The organism is Klebsiella sp. A-Nf5 (assembly GCF_002810545.1).
GTDB lineage: Bacteria > Pseudomonadota > Gammaproteobacteria > Enterobacterales > Enterobacteriaceae > Klebsiella > Klebsiella variicola.
Genome location: NZ_PIOG01000023.1, coordinates 36,437 through 51,124 on the forward strand (window position 1 = coordinate 36,437; position 14,688 = coordinate 51,124).

The window sequence follows — 14,688 nt, forward strand, 5'->3', positions numbered from 1 at the left end:
TCTATGGCAGTTATCGACCTGAGCCAGCTCCCCGCGCCAGATGTGGTGGAAACGCTGGATTTTGAAACCATCCTCGCAGAGCGTAAGGCTACGCTGGTTTCGCTCTACCCGGAGGATGAGCAGGAGGCGGTCACCAGAGCGCTGACGCTGGAGTCAGAGCCACTGGTGAAATATCTGGAAGAGAATGCCTACCGGGAGGTGATTTTACGCCAGCGTATTAACGAGGCGGCACAGGCCGGCATGGTGGCCTACGCCATTAAAAACGACCTCGACCAGCTTGCCGCAAATAATAACGTTGAACGCCTGGTCATCACCGCCGCAGACGACACCCAAATCCCGCCGGTGGCGGCGGTCATGGAGTCCGACAGCGATTTACGTCAGCGCATCCCGGCGGCCTTTGAAGGCATGAGCGTTGCCGGGCCAGCCGGTGCCTATGAATTTCACGCCATGAGCGCCGATGGTCGTGTGGCGGATGCCTCGGCGAACAGTCCCGCCCCCGCAGAAGTCACTGTCGCGGTGTTGTCGCGGGAAGGTGACGGCACGGCATCGGATGATTTGCTGCTGGCCGTCAGTACGGCGCTGAATGATGAGACGGTACGCCCGGTCGGTGACCGCCTGACAGTCGTCTCGGCTGAGATTATCCCTTATGCGGTCGACGCCGTGCTGTACGTGTACCCCGGTCCTGCGACTGAGCCCATTCTGGCCGCCGCCAGAACGCAGTTAACCGCCTATATCACTGAGCAGCGTCGCCTCGGTCGTGACATCCGGATGTCAGCGATATACGCCGCGCTGCATGTGCAGGGTGTCCAGCGCGTTGAACTGCTTCAGCCACGGGCGGATGTGGTGCTCGATAAAACTCAGGCTGCGTACTGCACCGACACCCGCGTGGTGATTGGGGGCTCGGATGAGTAATTCACTGATGGCGACCGGGTCATCACAGCTGGAACAGCGCGCTGCCGCCGCGTGTGCCGTCATCAGTGACCTGAATGTCCCCTTGCGTGACCTGTGGGATCCGTGGAAATGCCCGGTGAAATTCCTGCCGTATCTGGCGTGGGCGTTTTCCGTCGACCGCTGGGAGGAAACCTGGTCAGAGAGGGAGAAGCGTCAGGCGGTCAGCGATGCGTTCTGGATCCACCAACGTAAGGGGACGGTGGCGGCGGTTCGCCGGGTGATTGAAAACCTCGGCTACAGCATGACGTTACAGGAGTGGTGGGAGGTGGCCGACCCCGCCGGGACATTCCGCCTTGAGATTGACCTGAAGGATATCGGTATTACCGAAACGATGATTAAGGAGCTGGAGCGGATTATTGGCGATGCGCGACCGGTCAGCCGCCATATTGCCCGCCTGTCACTGTCAGCGGGGACCACCGGTCCGGTGTATACCGGCGCGGCCTCGTGCGGCGGGGAGGTCATCAGCGTGTATCCGCCGGAATATACGCCGGATGAGGCTGCCCGTTATGACGGCGGCGGGTTCCATTCCGGGTCGGTCACCTATACCGAAAATCAGCGCGGGGAAGACTCACATCGCTATGACGGGCGCACTTTTCACGATGGCCGGGGCGTTTACGCAGGAGAATAATATGAGTGCAATTAACGAACAGACAAAATGGGAAGATGAGGTTTACCTGCTGGCGCGTGAAGACCGGGTGGAGGGCGGCATTTATGGTCCGTCAAACAAACAGGCCCGGCAGCTGGCGAACCGTACCCGCTATTTAAAAACCGCCGTTGAGTCGCTGCAGGACTACCGGGATTACACCTTCTTCATGACCCCGGATGACCCGGACGGTACTGTTGCGGGGCTTGCCGGTACGCCGGAGGGGAAACTCTTTCGCGTGGTGGTGCCTGACAGCGAGGGGCAACTGCTGGCCTTTATCTATTACCAGAAGCGCAATGGCCAGGCGAACCGGCTGAATGCGCTGGCAAGTCAGCAGGCGATTACGTCCCTGCGACAGCAGCTGGAGCAGGACACCGGCGCGGCGCTGGATGGCCTGACCGCGTTGCAGTCCGGTCTCCAGTCGCTGACGGCCGCACTGATGCAGCTCGGTCTCGATGAGATGGCCGCGCAGGTGACCAGCATGGCCGCTTCACAAAAAAGTCAGTCAGACCAGATTCAGGCGCTGATGCTGGCGTTTCAGTCCGGTATGCGGGCGCTGGCTCTGGTGGAGGCCACCCCCGAGGAGGTGGAAAGTCATCAGCTGAGTAACCTCTATGCCTTCCAGGTGCTGGCCCGTCAGCTGCTCCCGCTCGACGGCTTCGACCCCTCAGCGGCAGGCAGCGGCACGGGAAACCGGGAGGCGCAGGCGAAATATCCGGGCGTGTTTGCTTTCGGTGAGCCGCGCGGTCTGATTCGCCTGGACGTGAGCTCCGACAGCGGCGCGCCGACCAGCAAGGACAACCCGGTTAACGGCACCTTAAAGGTGGACGTCGACGGAGAGATGTTCACGGCATACGTGTCCTTCAAGGTTCAGGGGGCGTCGTCGGCGGGATACCCGAAAAAGAACATGAAATTCGAGCTGTTTGCCGACGCGGCGCATACCGAAAATGTCAGCCTGAAAATCGGGGATGTGGTGCCGAAGGATAAATGGATTTTCAAGGCGAACTGGATTGACTCGACCCACCTGCGCAATGTGCTCTGCTACAACCTGTGGCAGAAGGTGATGGCGACCCGCAGCGGCTGGCCGCGCCGGGATATTGATAACAGCTACGTGGGGAAGCAGGGGGCCAGCGCCATTGATACCGGTGCCATCGGCTGCCCGAAGGGGTACGCCTGCGTGCTGTATATCAACGGTGAGTTTTACGGGATAGGGGATTTTCTCTACAACTCGTCGCGCAAGGATTACAACATCGCCAAAAACAGCCCGGAGCAAATCATGATTATCTGGGACGGGGCGATTAACATCCCGGCGCTCACGGATAACGGCACCTGGGTGATGGACTCACCCTCGAAACCCACGGCGGAAACGGCTGCCTGCCTCGACCGCTGGCGGGACTTCGCGCAGTCCGCGCAGGACGCGTTTACCGCCGCCGCCGGTACGCATCTGGATAAAAACAACGTGGTGGATTTCTACGTCTTCCTCAGCTTTATCTGCGCCCCGGACTGCGTGCAGAAGAACACCACGTTTATCACCTGGGACGGCACGAAATGGTTTTTCATGCCCTATGACCTGGATACCACCTTTGGTCTGCATTACGCCGGGACGTCCATTGCCTATCCGCCAGACCTGAATCTGTTTGATAACGGTCTCGCCATGCAGGTCAACCGCACCTTCTGGAAGAAGGTCCGTACCACCTTCCAGGCGGAAATGAATGCCCGCTATGCGGAGCTGCGGGATAACGGTCTGTTTTCACAGCGCGGCGTGCTGGAGCTGGCCCGCGACCTGCTGGGGCGTTACACCCCGGAACTGATGCAGGCTGAATATGAAAAATGGCCGAATGTGCCCTCCCTGAGCATCACCAGTCTGGACCAGATGATGGACTGGACCCGACAGCGTATTGCATACCTGGACACTTTTTTCAGCTACCGTCAATAAGGACACCACCATGACCACGATTTTAGTCAAAGATGCGCTGCGGACCTCCGTTGAGGCGGCTTCGGGCGGAAAACAGACGGTGCTGTATACCCCGAAGGGACAGCCGACCTTTGTGAATATTATCCCGAAGGTGAGTATCGAAAGCCTGAACCCGGCGCTGGGGATTTCCGGCGTACACCCGGCCTTTAAGCAGGGCGACAGGGAAATCCCGTACCTGTATGTCGGAACCTATCAGGGATGCGTGCTTGACGGCGAGGTCCTGAGTCTGCCCAACGTGGATGCGAATGCCTGTAATGCCTCCGGCGAAACCCTTATTCCGTTACTGAAAACGATGGGCAGCACCTGGCACGGCATGACCTCGGTCGAGTGGGCGCTGATACAGGCGATGGCGGTGAAGAGCGGATACTGTCCGCTCGGGGCTGATGTGTACGGCAAATCGCCACGGGATGCGACCCAGACCGGGCGCCGTATCGACGGCAAAGAGGCGGGCGATTTGTCCTCGCAGTCTCCGCGCATTTATACCGGCTCCGGTCCGGTCTCCTATCGTCAGGATAAAAAATACAACGGTATCAGCGACCTTGCCGGAAATGTCTGGGAGCGTACCTACGGCGCGCGTGTGGTGGGCGGTGAAATCCAGCTCTACGGGACCGGCAATGAGGCCGCGCTCGCTACCTCTGCGGTGTTCGGTGCACACGGCGCTGATGTGCCGGGCTGGTACGCCATTCATGCGGTGACCGGAGCCTTTATCACCCCGACGCACACCGGGAATACATCCACGGCGGACTATGTGGCCACCACGCCCGGCAGCGTGCGGGCGGTGACACAGACCACCGGGCTGGCTGACAACGAGTTTTATCACCCGGCCTGGGGCGGAACCTTCGTGCAGCCGCAGAACACGCTGCCGGAAGCGGTAAAAAATCTTCTGGAGCTGTATGGTGTGTGGCCGTCCCGGACCGGGAAGGCGATTATCCCGCCGGGGTCCACCGTCAACTACAACCCGGGCGCGACAGTCTGCATGCATCCGGTACGGGGCATGAATGATATTTTCCAGTTTGGCTTTGCCAATAATACCGAAACGGTAAACACCCAGATGGGCCTGCGCCCGGTGTATTACGCGCCCCTGAGTTAATCCCGAGGCCGCCCCGCTCCGGCGGGGAAGCCCGCTATTACGGACTGCCTTATGAGTAGAAAATTCAGCGCCATACTGACCACGCAGGGGGCTGAACGCCTGGCCGCTGCGGCGGTGAAGGGTATCCCCCTGGGTATCACTCACATGGCCGTCGGCGACGGGGGCGGCGTCCTGCCGGTGCCGTCCCCGGACCAGACCGCCCTGATTAACGAGCAGTACCGCGCACCGTTAAACCGGCTGGTCATCGCCGACCAGGCGGCAAATGTTATCCGCGCCGAAATGATAATGCCGCCGCAGGCCGGGGGCTTCTGGATACGCGAGGCCGCACTCTTTGACGAGACCGGCATCTGCCTGGCGGTGGCGAACCTGCCTGAATCCTACAAGCCGCTTCTGGCGGAAGGGTCGGGACGTTTCCAGGTGATTAACATCTGGCTGATGGTAAGCCAGACTGCCGATGTGCAGATGATTGCGGACCCGTCAGTCATCCTGGCGACGGTGGAAGAAGTCCGCCGGGCGGGGAACAACGCCAAAGATTATGCTGATGACATTGTTTCCACCCTGGAGAATGAGACAAGGGAGGCCATTGCATCAGCGGTCAGCACCGCCATTCGTGATTTCTGGGAAGCGGAAAACCCTGTCGGCACGGTCCGGTTTTACAGCCAGCATATTGACCCGAATGAGCGCTATCCGTGGTCAACGTGGACCTATACCGGTGAAAACAGAACCCTCCGAGTGGCAAAAGCGGACGGTTCGAACGTCGGCGCCACCGGCGGCAGCGATACGGTCACCCTGCAGCGGGCGAATCTTCCCGCCGTGCAGGTTGATGTAGCCGGCTCAGCCTCCGAGGTGGAGGAGCAGAGACTGAGAACCGGCAGAGGCGGCGGACATAAGCACAAAGGCGGGATGGCGGGGCCAGGTGAGGCCTGGGACAGTAATTATATTGTGGGCTCCGATAATGACAGCCGCAGGACGCGAAACTATACCTCTGACGAGGGTGAGCACGACCACGAATACACGGTACCGGGTCACGGCCACACGGTCAGCGGGAAGACAGAAAACCTCGGTAACGGTCAGGCCATCAGCGTGACTGAGGCCCATACTTTGCTGATGTGCTGGAGCCGCGTTGCCTGACTCTCTGACGGTCATTCCTGTTGTACTGCCCCTGTTCCAACGGGGATGACTCGTCACCCCTTCCCCCACGACTGAAAATAATGCTCCCCCTTAACCACGGAGTTAAACGGATGAGCGATTTTCATCACGGCGTCCAGGTTGTCGAGATTAACGACGGCACCCGCGTCATTTCCACCGTATCCACAGCGATTATCGGCATGGTCTGCACGGCCAGCGATGCCGATGCCACCACCTTCCCGCTCAACAAGCCTGTCCTTATTACCAGCGTGCAAAGCGCCATTGCAAAAGCAGGAACCAAAGGCACCCTGGCCGCCTCCCTCCAGGCCATCGCCGACCAGTCGAAGCCGGTCGTTGTTGTTGTACGCGTTGCGGAAGGGACCGGCGATGATGCCGAAGCGCAGACTGTCTCTAATATCATCGGCGGCACTGACGAGAGCGGCAATTACACCGGGCTCAAAGCGCTGCTCACGGCGGAGGCCGTCACCGGCGTTAAACCGCGCATCCTCGGCGTGCCGGGTCTCGACTCCCTTGAGGTGGCAACCGCGCTTGCGCCGGTTTGTCAGAAGCTGCGCGCCTTTGGCTATATCAGCGCCTGGAACTGTCAGACCCTTTCCGAGGCCATGCTTTATCGTAAGCATTTCAGCCAGCGCGAGCTGATGGTTATCTGGCCGGATTTTCTGGCATGGGATACCACGGCGAACGCGACCGAAACCGCCTGGGCGACCGCCCGCGCGCTGGGCCTGCGCGCCAGAATCGACCAGGAGACCGGCTGGCATAAAACCCTGTCAAACGTCGGCGTGAATGGCGTCACCGGCATCAGCGCGTCGGTCTTCTGGGATTTGCAGGAGTCCGGCACCGATGCCGACCTGCTGAACGAGGCTGGCGTCACCACACTCATTCGCAAAGACGGTTTCCGCTTCTGGGGCAACCGCTGTTGCTCTGATGACCCGCTGTTCCTGTTTGAGAACTATACCCGCACCGCGCAGGTTATCGCCGACACCATGGCCGCCGGTCACATGTGGGCAGTCGACAAGCCCATCACCGCCACTCTCATCCGTGACATCGTTGCGGGTATCAATGCGAAATTCCGCGAGATGAAAACGGCGGGTTACATCGTCGATGCGACCTGCTGGTTTGATGAAGCGGCCAACGACGCGGCGACCCTCAAAGCCGGGAAACTGTATATCGATTACGACTATACGCCGGTTCCCCCTCTCGAAAACCTGACGCTGCGCCAGCGCATTACCGATAAATACCTGGCGAATCTGGTGTCATCGGTGAACAGCAATTAAGGAGCCTTAACCCATGGCAATGCCGCGAAAACTTAAATTCCTGAACACATTTCTGGATGGCGTCAGCTACCTCGGCGTTATCGAGTCCGTCATCCTGCCCAAACTGACCCGTAAGCTGGAAAACTACCGGGGCGGCGGGATGTCCGGCTCGGCCCCGGTCGATTTTGGCCTCGACGATGATGCATTGACGATGGAAATCTCCCTCGGCGGCTTCCCTGATGATGCGATCTGGTCGCTTTACGGTGCCGTCGGTACCGGGACGCTGCTGCGCTATGCAGGCTCTTACCAGCGGGACGATACCGGCGAAACCGTCGCGGTGGAAGTTGAGACCCGTTTCAAGGTGAAGGAAGTCGATAACGGCGAGAGCAAACAGGGCGAGGATACCAGCAGCAAATTATCGCTGGTCTGCACGTACTACAGGCTGACCATGAACGGTAAAGAGCTGGTTGAAATCGATGTCCTCAACATGATTGAGAAGGTGAACGGCGTCGACCGCCTCGACCAGCACCGCCGCAATATCGGTCTGTAATTTTTCCCCGGTCAGCACGGCTGGCCGGTTAACCCCGAATCCGTAAACAGCGAGAAACTTATGAGCAAAGAAAATATCGTCACCCTGGAAAACCCCATCAAACGCGGCGAGCAGGTCATCGAAACCATCACCCTGATGAAACCCAACGCCGGAACCCTGCGCGGCGTCAGCCTGGCTGATGTCGCCCGCTCCGAAGTGGACGCCCTCATTAAAGTGCTGCCGCGTATGACCAGCCCGTCACTCACCGAGTCGGATGTCGTGATGATGGATTTACCCGATTTGATGGCGCTGGCAACAAAGGTGATCGGTTTTTTGTCGCCGAATTTGGCGGATTAACTTTCCCGAAAAACCTGTCGGTCGATGACCTGATGGCGGATGTCGCGGTGATTTTCCACTGGCCGCCATCAGAGTTATATCCCATGAGCCTGACCGAGCTCACCTCCTGGCGCGAAAAGGCCATTCAACGAAGCGGAAACACGAATGAGTAGCGACGTTAAATTACAGGTTTTACTCAAGGCTGTTGACCAGGCGACCCGCCCGTTTAAAACCATCCAGACAGCGAGTAAAGCGCTGTCTGGTGATATCCGGGACACTCAAAAATCACTGCGTGAACTGAACGGTCAGGCATCCCGTATTGACGGGTTTCGCAAGGCCAGCGCGCAACTTGCCGTTACCGGTCAGGAGCTGAAGAAAGCTAAACAGGAAGCCGCCGCGCTGGCGATCCAGTTTAGAAATACGGAACAGCCGACGCGCGCGCAGGCGCAGGCAATGGATGCCGCCCGAAAAAGTGCCGCCGAGCTCCAGCTCAAACACAACAGCTTGCGGCAGGCCGTACAGCGACAGCGGCATGAACTCAGTCAGGCGGGAATTAATACCCGCACCCTGGCAGCAGACGAGCGTCGGTTAAAAACCAGCATCAGCGAAACGACAGCACAGCTCAATCGTCAGCGTGAAGCGCTGGCGCGGGTCAGCGCACAACAGGCAAAACTCAACGCGGTTAAGCAGCGATATCAGGCCGGTAAAGAGATGGCCGGTAAAATGGCCGGTGCGGGTGCTGCCGGGGTTGGTATCGCGACAGCGGGAACAATGGCCGGGGTTAAGCTGATGGTGCCGGGCTATGATTTCTCATTAAAAAACTCTGAATTGCAGGCGGTGCTCGGGGTCGGTAAGCAGTCACCAGAAATGCAGGCGTTACGCAAACAGGCGCGCCAGCTTGGGGATAATACTGCTGCATCGTCAGACGATGCAGCAGCTGCACAGGTAATTGTAGCTAAATCTGGCGCTGATAAAGATGGCATTTTGGCGCAAACTCCCGCCATTCTGAATATGTCGTTAGCGAACAAAAAAACAATGGAGGAAAACGCTACTTTACTTATTGGGACAAAATCCGCCTTTGGGCTTGCCGATGATAAGGCGTCGCATATCGCTGACGTTATATCTATGGCGATAAATAAATCTCAGGCCACCTTTGAGGGATTAAGCGACTCGCTTACATATGTCGGCCCGGTAGCTAAAGATGCCGGTGTTAGTCTGGAGGAAACCGCCGCAATGCTTGGCGCATTGCATGATGCAAAAATTACCGGGTCAATGGCAGGGACTGGAGGTCGTGCCATATTAAGTCGCTTGCAAGCTCCAACTGGTCAGGCTTATGCGGCAATTAAAGAGCTTGGTGTCAAGACTATGGATAGCAAGGGCAATACGCGCCCAATATTTACCATCCTGAAGGAAATGCAGGCCAGTTTTGAAAAAAATAAACTGGGTACCGGGCAACGAGCCGAATATATGAAAACTATATTCGGTGAGGAAGCTAGTTCAGCCGCCAGCATATTGATGACCGCTGCGGCTAGCGGAAAACTGGATAACCTGACCAAGTTAATTAAAGAATCTGACGGCAAAACAGAGGAACTGGTCAAGGTGATGCAGGATAACCTCGGCGGTGACTTTAAGGAATTTCAGTCTGCTTATGAGGCTGTGGGTACTGACCTATACGACCAACAAGAGGCCTCTCTGCGTAAGCTCACCCAAACGGCGACGCAGTATGTGTTAAAGATTGATATTTGGATCCAGAAAAATAAAGGCCTTGCGCAAACCATAGGAATCATTGCCGGGGGCGCACTGGCTCTGATTGGCATAATCGGCGGCATTGGTCTCATTGCGTGGCCGGTTGTCATGGGGATTAACGCCATTATTGCCGCTGCTGGCGTGATGGGTACCGTCTTTACTGTTGCTGGTAGTGCCATAGCGACCGCGCTCGGTGCGATTACCTGGCCGATTGTAGCCGTCGGTGCAGCGATTGTGGCCGGTGCGCTGCTTATCCGTAAATATTGGGAACCCATCAGCGCATTTTTCTCGGGGGTGATTGAAGGCATCATCAGCGCCTTTGCACCAGTCGGGGAAATGTTCGCTCCACTGGCCCCCATTTTTGACGGCCTCGGCGAGAAATTGCGCAAAGTCTGGCAGTGGTTTAAAGACCTGATTGCGCCAGTCAAGGCAACGCAGGAGACGCTCGATAGCTGCAAAAATGTTGGCATCGTTTTCGGTCAGGCTCTGGCCGATGCACTGATGTTACCTCTGAATATTTTCAATAAGCTGCGCGGTGGCCTCGATGTCATTCTCGAAAAGCTCGGCCTTGTGAAAAAGGAGTCGAGCAGCATTGATGCAGAAACATCAAAAGCGCCGTCGGTTGGTCAGGGCGGTGGCTATATCCCGGCGACAAGCTCACTTAGCGGGTATCAGGCTTATCAGCCTGTTACGGCTCCCATCGGTCGTACCTACATTGACCAGAGCAGCCCAACCTATCAAATCAACATGCCGGGTGGTGCTCCGAGCGGTCAACTCGGAAACCAGTTGCAGGACGCGTTAGAAAAATATGAACGCGACAAGCGAGCCAAAGCCCGCGCCAGCATGATGCACGATTAAGGAGGCGGATTATGATGCTTGCTCTTGGAATGTTTGTTTTTATGCGCCAGACGCTGCCCCACCAGACGATGCAACGCGACGCCGAATATCGATGGCCGTCAAATTCACGCGTCGGGAAACGGGATTCGTTTCAGTTTTTAGGGCCGGGTGAGGAAAAAATCACCCTGGCCGGGACGCTTTACCCGGAGTTGACCGGTGGTAAGTTGACGATGACGGCTATTCGCCTGATGGCTGACCAGGGGCGCGCCTGGCCGTTACTGGATGGTACCGGCACGATTTACGGTATGTACGTCATCAATAATATCAGCGAGACAGGAAGCCTGTTTTTTGCTGACGGAACGGCGCGTAAAATTGATTTTACGCTGACGCTCACCCGCGTGGATGAATCCCTTGCGGCGCTGTATGGCGATATCGGCGAACAGGCAAAATCACTGATTGGCAAGGCGGGAAATATGGCGTCGTCAGTGGCCGGCATGGTGGGGATTAGCTGATGCTGGATATGCTGAATCTGAATGCAGGTGGCGTACTGACGCCCGATTTTATGCTGATGCTAGACAGCAAAGATATTACCGGCAACATCAGTAATCGGTTGATGAGTCTGACCATGACAGACAATCGCGGATTCGAGGCCGACCAGCTCGACATCGAGCTTGATGATGCTGACGGGCTGGTCGAACTGCCGTTACGCGGTGCCGTACTGACGCTTTACCTCGGGTGGAAAGGCTTTGCGTTGATGGGTAAGGGAAGTTTTACCGTCGATGAGGTTGAACATCATGGCGCGCCGGACACGGTGACAATCCGCGCCCGTAGCGCCGATTTTCGGGGGACGCTGAACTCACGTCGGGAAGAGTCATGGCATGACAAAACGCTCGGCGAAATCGTGGCAGCGATAGCGACACGTAACAAACTGGTGTCGAGCGTTATACCGGAGCTGGCCGGAATAAAAATTCCGCATATCGACCAGTCACAGGAATCGGACGCCAAATTTTTGACACGCCTCGCCGAGCGAAACGGCGGTGAGGTTTCGGTAAAAGCGGGAAAGTTGCTGTTACTCAAAGCCGGTCGCGGGGTTACAGCCAGCGGAAAAGCCATTCCGCAGGTCACGATCACCCGCAGTGATGGCGACCGCCATCAGTTTTCCATTGCTGACCGTGGGGCATATACCGGCGTTACAGCAAAATGGTTGCACACCAAAGACCCGAAGCCACAAAAGCAAAAGGTTGCGTTAAAACGCAAACCCAAAGAGCAGCATTTACGCGCGCTACAGCACCCCAAAGCCAAACCGGTAACGAAGAAAAAAACGGTGAAGACACCGGAAGCCAGGGAAGGTGAATATATGGTCGGTGAGGATGACAACGTGTTTGCCCTGACGACTATTTTTTCAACCAAAGCGCAGGCCATGCGAGCCGCCCAGGCCAAATGGGACAAACTGCAACGTGGGGTTGCTGAGTTTTCTATCAGGCTGGCGACGGGGCGAGCAGACCTTTACCCGGAGACGCCGGTGCAGGTCTCAGGCTTTAAGCGCGTCATAGACGAGCAATCATGGACAATTACTAAGGTTATGCACTCTCTGAGCAATAACGGATTCACGACGAGCCTAGAGCTTGAGGTGAGGCTTACGGATGTTGAATACGAGTCAACCGAATAGAACGCAAAATCAACTTTAATTTGCATTTGCAAACCACGGGACTATTATGCTCATTAACGCCAGGGGGGGGGGATTAAAAAATGATGCACTGTCCATTATGTCAAGATGCTGCGCACGCTCGGTCAAGTCGATATCTAAGCACAGAGACAAAAGAGAGATATCATCAGTGTCAAAATATAAACTGCGGCTGCACCTTTGTTACTCACGAAACGCTTGCTAGATTTATTGTTAAGCCTGGAGAAATTGACCCGGCCCCACCACATCCGACACGTTACGCCCAGCATCAGCTATGGCTGTAAAAAAAGACCTGCGAAAGCAGGTTTTTTTATGCCCATCGCCATTAGGTAATTCTCTGCCGCCAATTTGCCGCCATCGCCAATAAAAAAGGGGTTAGCACATAGCTAACCCCTTGTTTTATAACACGCTTAGGATGCAGCGTGAAACGCTTATCAGTTAAGACGCTCTTTGATACGAGCAGACTTACCAGTGCGCTCACGCAGGTAGTACAGTTTAGCTTTACGTACAGCACCACGACGTTTAACAGCAATGCTGTCAACTACCGGAGAGTGAGTCTGGAAGACACGCTCAACGCCTTCGCCGTTGGAAATTTTGCGAACAGTGAATGCAGAGTGCAGACCGCGGTTACGAATAGCGATAACCACGCCCTCGAATGCCTGCAGACGTTTTTTGGAACCTTCAACAACCCATACTTTCACTTCCACGGTATCACCCGGACGGAAGGAAGGTACGTCCTGCTTCATCTGTTCTTGTTCAAGTTGCTTAATAATGTTGCTCATAATTTAATCTCTTATCCTGGGTAAACTGATATTGGGGGCTCACGCCTGCCCATCATGTTTATGCTGCTGTTGCGCGTGTTCGCTTTTGAACTGCGCCAGCAACTTTGCTTGCTCTTCAGTCAGAGCCAGGTTTTCCAGAAGTTCAGGTCTTCTAAGCCAGGTGCGGCCCAGCGACTGCTTCAGACGCCAGCGACGTATCTCAGCATGGTTTCCCGACAGCAATACTGGCGGTACCTCCATCTCTTCTAACACTTCAGGACGGGTATAGTGCGGGCAATCCAGCAACCCATCAGCAAAGGAATCTTCCGTTGCCGAAGCTTCATGGCCCAGTACTCCCGGAATGAACCGGGAAACGGAGTCAATCAGCGTCATTGCCGGTAACTCACCACCGCTGAGAACGTAATCGCCGATTGACCATTCTTCGTCAATTTCGGTTTGGATTACGCGCTCGTCTATCCCTTCGTAGCGACCGCACACCAGAATCAGTTTCTGATTCGTTGCCAGTTCGCTGACGCCCGCTTGATCAAGCTTGCGTCCCTGAGGTGACAGATAAATCACCTTCGCGCCTTCACCTGCCGCGGCTTTTGCTGCATGAATAGCATCCCGTAAAGGTTGCACCATCATTAGCATCCCCGGTCCGCCGCCGTAAGGACGATCGTCCACGGTACGGTGCCGGTCATGAGCGAAGTCGCGAGGACTCCAGCTTTCGATGCTCAGCAGGCCATTTTTTACTGCCCGGCCAGTTACCCCGTAATCGGTAATTGCGCGGAACATTTCAGGAAACAGGCTAATTATGCCAATCCACATAGCGCCGTCTTTTACCGTTTATCCGGAGAATTTAAAAACCAGGATCCCAATCTACTTCGATAGTACGCGTAGTGAGATCGACTTTCTTGATAACCTGCCCATCGAGGAACGGAACCAACCGCTCCTTGATGCCAAATGCATCTTTCAGGTTTGCCTTGATGACGAGTACGTCATTAGACCCGGTTTCCATCATATCGATGACTTTACCGAGGCTATAGCCTTCCGTCGTAACTACCTGGCAGCCCATCAGGTCTTTCCAGTAGTAGTCACCCTCTTCCAGCTCCGGCAACTGCGATGAATCCACGATAATTTCGCAATTAGTCAGTAGATTCGCGGCATCACGATCGTCAACGCCTTTCAGCTTGATGATGATGTCCTGATTGTGGTGGCGCCAGCCTTCCAGCTCAACAACCTGCCACTGACCCGCCTTCTGGATTAACCAGGGCTGATAGTCAAAAATGCTTTCGGCGTCTTCGGTGGAGGAAAACACTCTGAGCCAACCACGGATACCGTAGGAAGAACCCATTTTCCCCAATACGATCGGATCAACAGGTGCTTGTGCGGTGTGTTGCTTGCTCATCATGACCACCGTGACAGATTAAGCTGCTTTGTTAGCGGCTTTGATCAGCGCGGCAACGCGATCGGAAACAGTAGCGCCCAGGCCAACCCAGTGAGCGATACGATCCAGATCCAGGCGAGTTTCTTCTTCCGCGCCGCTAGCGATCGGGTTGAAGAAACCAACGCGCTCGATGAAGCGACCGTTGCGTGCATTACGGCTGTCGGTGACAACAACCTGGTAGAACGGACGCTTTTTAGCGCCGTGACGTGCTAAACGAATAGTTACCATAACATCCTCTTGTGTGAATAAAACAACCGGGCCCCATCGAGGAACGGAGCCCGGTGTCA

17 protein-coding genes are annotated in these 14,688 nt (G+C 56.1%); 13 read left to right on the forward strand and 4 right to left on the reverse strand.

Annotated elements, in window-relative coordinates:
• Positions 1-3: 3 nt before the first annotated feature.
• From CWM53_RS01165 to CWM53_RS01225, 13 genes are all read left to right on the forward strand, one after another.
• Positions 4-912 (forward strand): baseplate assembly protein, encoded by a 909-nt coding sequence (locus tag CWM53_RS01165; RefSeq protein ID WP_100730368.1) that lies wholly within the window; start codon positions 4-6, stop codon positions 910-912.
• Between the two features lie 7 nt (positions 913-919).
• Positions 920-1,579 carry a phage tail protein I gene (locus tag CWM53_RS01170; RefSeq protein WP_073972717.1) on the forward strand — a complete coding sequence of 220 codons (660 nt, stop codon included), beginning with the start codon at positions 920-922 and terminating at the stop codon, positions 1,577-1,579.
• A gap of 1 nt (position 1,580) precedes the next feature.
• The gene (locus tag CWM53_RS01175) at positions 1,581-3,530 is read left to right on the forward strand and encodes a CotH kinase family protein (RefSeq protein ID WP_100730369.1); all 1,950 of its coding nucleotides are present in this window, start codon (positions 1,581-1,583) and stop codon (positions 3,528-3,530) included.
• Positions 3,531-3,540: 10 nt separating this feature from the next.
• Positions 3,541-4,659, forward strand: coding sequence for a hypothetical protein (locus CWM53_RS01180; protein WP_100730370.1), 1,119 nt, complete (start codon positions 3,541-3,543; stop codon positions 4,657-4,659).
• Between the two features lie 51 nt (positions 4,660-4,710).
• The gene (locus CWM53_RS01185) at positions 4,711-5,790 is read left to right on the forward strand and encodes a phage tail protein (protein WP_100730371.1); all 1,080 of its coding nucleotides are present in this window, start codon (positions 4,711-4,713) and stop codon (positions 5,788-5,790) included.
• 110 nt (positions 5,791-5,900) lie between these two features.
• Positions 5,901-7,082 carry a phage tail sheath protein gene (locus CWM53_RS01190; protein WP_100730372.1) on the forward strand — a complete coding sequence of 394 codons (1,182 nt, stop codon included), beginning with the start codon at positions 5,901-5,903 and terminating at the stop codon, positions 7,080-7,082.
• Between the two features lie 13 nt (positions 7,083-7,095).
• Complete coding sequence (locus tag CWM53_RS01195) at positions 7,096-7,611, forward strand: phage major tail tube protein (RefSeq protein ID WP_100730373.1); 516 nt, start codon at positions 7,096-7,098, stop codon at positions 7,609-7,611.
• A gap of 60 nt (positions 7,612-7,671) precedes the next feature.
• On the forward strand, positions 7,672-7,947 hold the full coding sequence (locus CWM53_RS01200; protein WP_040230585.1) for a phage tail assembly protein: 276 nt from the start codon (positions 7,672-7,674) through the stop codon (positions 7,945-7,947).
• Between the two features lie 32 nt (positions 7,948-7,979).
• Positions 7,980-8,099 (forward strand): GpE family phage tail protein, encoded by a 120-nt coding sequence (locus CWM53_RS01205; RefSeq protein ID WP_085834573.1) that lies wholly within the window; start codon positions 7,980-7,982, stop codon positions 8,097-8,099.
• Positions 8,092-10,530, forward strand: coding sequence for a phage tail tape measure protein (locus tag CWM53_RS01210; RefSeq protein WP_100730374.1), 2,439 nt, complete (start codon positions 8,092-8,094; stop codon positions 10,528-10,530). The genes CWM53_RS01205 and CWM53_RS01210 overlap by 8 nt, the downstream gene beginning before the upstream one ends.
• A gap of 11 nt (positions 10,531-10,541) precedes the next feature.
• Positions 10,542-11,021 (forward strand): phage tail protein, encoded by a 480-nt coding sequence (locus CWM53_RS01215; RefSeq protein ID WP_085834571.1) that lies wholly within the window; start codon positions 10,542-10,544, stop codon positions 11,019-11,021.
• Positions 11,021-12,178 carry a phage late control D family protein gene (locus CWM53_RS01220; protein WP_085834570.1) on the forward strand — a complete coding sequence of 386 codons (1,158 nt, stop codon included), beginning with the start codon at positions 11,021-11,023 and terminating at the stop codon, positions 12,176-12,178. The genes CWM53_RS01215 and CWM53_RS01220 overlap by 1 nt, the downstream gene beginning before the upstream one ends.
• Positions 12,179-12,258: 80 nt before the next feature.
• Positions 12,259-12,477 (forward strand): DNA-binding transcriptional regulator, encoded by a 219-nt coding sequence (locus tag CWM53_RS01225; RefSeq protein ID WP_019704610.1) that lies wholly within the window; start codon positions 12,259-12,261, stop codon positions 12,475-12,477.
• 150 nt (positions 12,478-12,627) lie between these two features.
• Here CWM53_RS01225 and rplS read toward each other — a convergent pair whose 3' ends face one another.
• Genes rplS through rpsP form a run of 4 tightly spaced genes read right to left on the reverse strand, consistent with a single transcriptional unit; the run spans position 12,628 to position 14,629 of the window.
• A complete protein-coding gene (rplS, locus tag CWM53_RS01230; RefSeq protein WP_002914145.1) occupies positions 12,628-12,975 on the reverse strand; it encodes a 50S ribosomal protein L19 in 348 nt (115 codons plus the stop codon).
• A 39-nt stretch (positions 12,976-13,014) separates the two neighbouring features.
• Complete coding sequence (gene trmD / locus CWM53_RS01235) at positions 13,015-13,782, reverse strand: tRNA (guanosine(37)-N1)-methyltransferase TrmD (RefSeq protein ID WP_008806092.1); 768 nt, start codon at positions 13,780-13,782, stop codon at positions 13,015-13,017.
• A 31-nt stretch (positions 13,783-13,813) separates the two neighbouring features.
• Positions 13,814-14,362 (reverse strand): ribosome maturation factor RimM, encoded by a 549-nt coding sequence (rimM, locus tag CWM53_RS01240; protein ID WP_008806093.1) that lies wholly within the window; start codon positions 14,360-14,362, stop codon positions 13,814-13,816.
• 18 nt (positions 14,363-14,380) lie between these two features.
• Positions 14,381-14,629: a 30S ribosomal protein S16 gene (rpsP, locus tag CWM53_RS01245; protein WP_012540839.1), complete on the reverse strand. Its 249-nt coding sequence runs from the start codon at positions 14,627-14,629 to the stop codon at positions 14,381-14,383.
• Between the last annotated feature and the right edge of the window lie 59 nt (positions 14,630-14,688).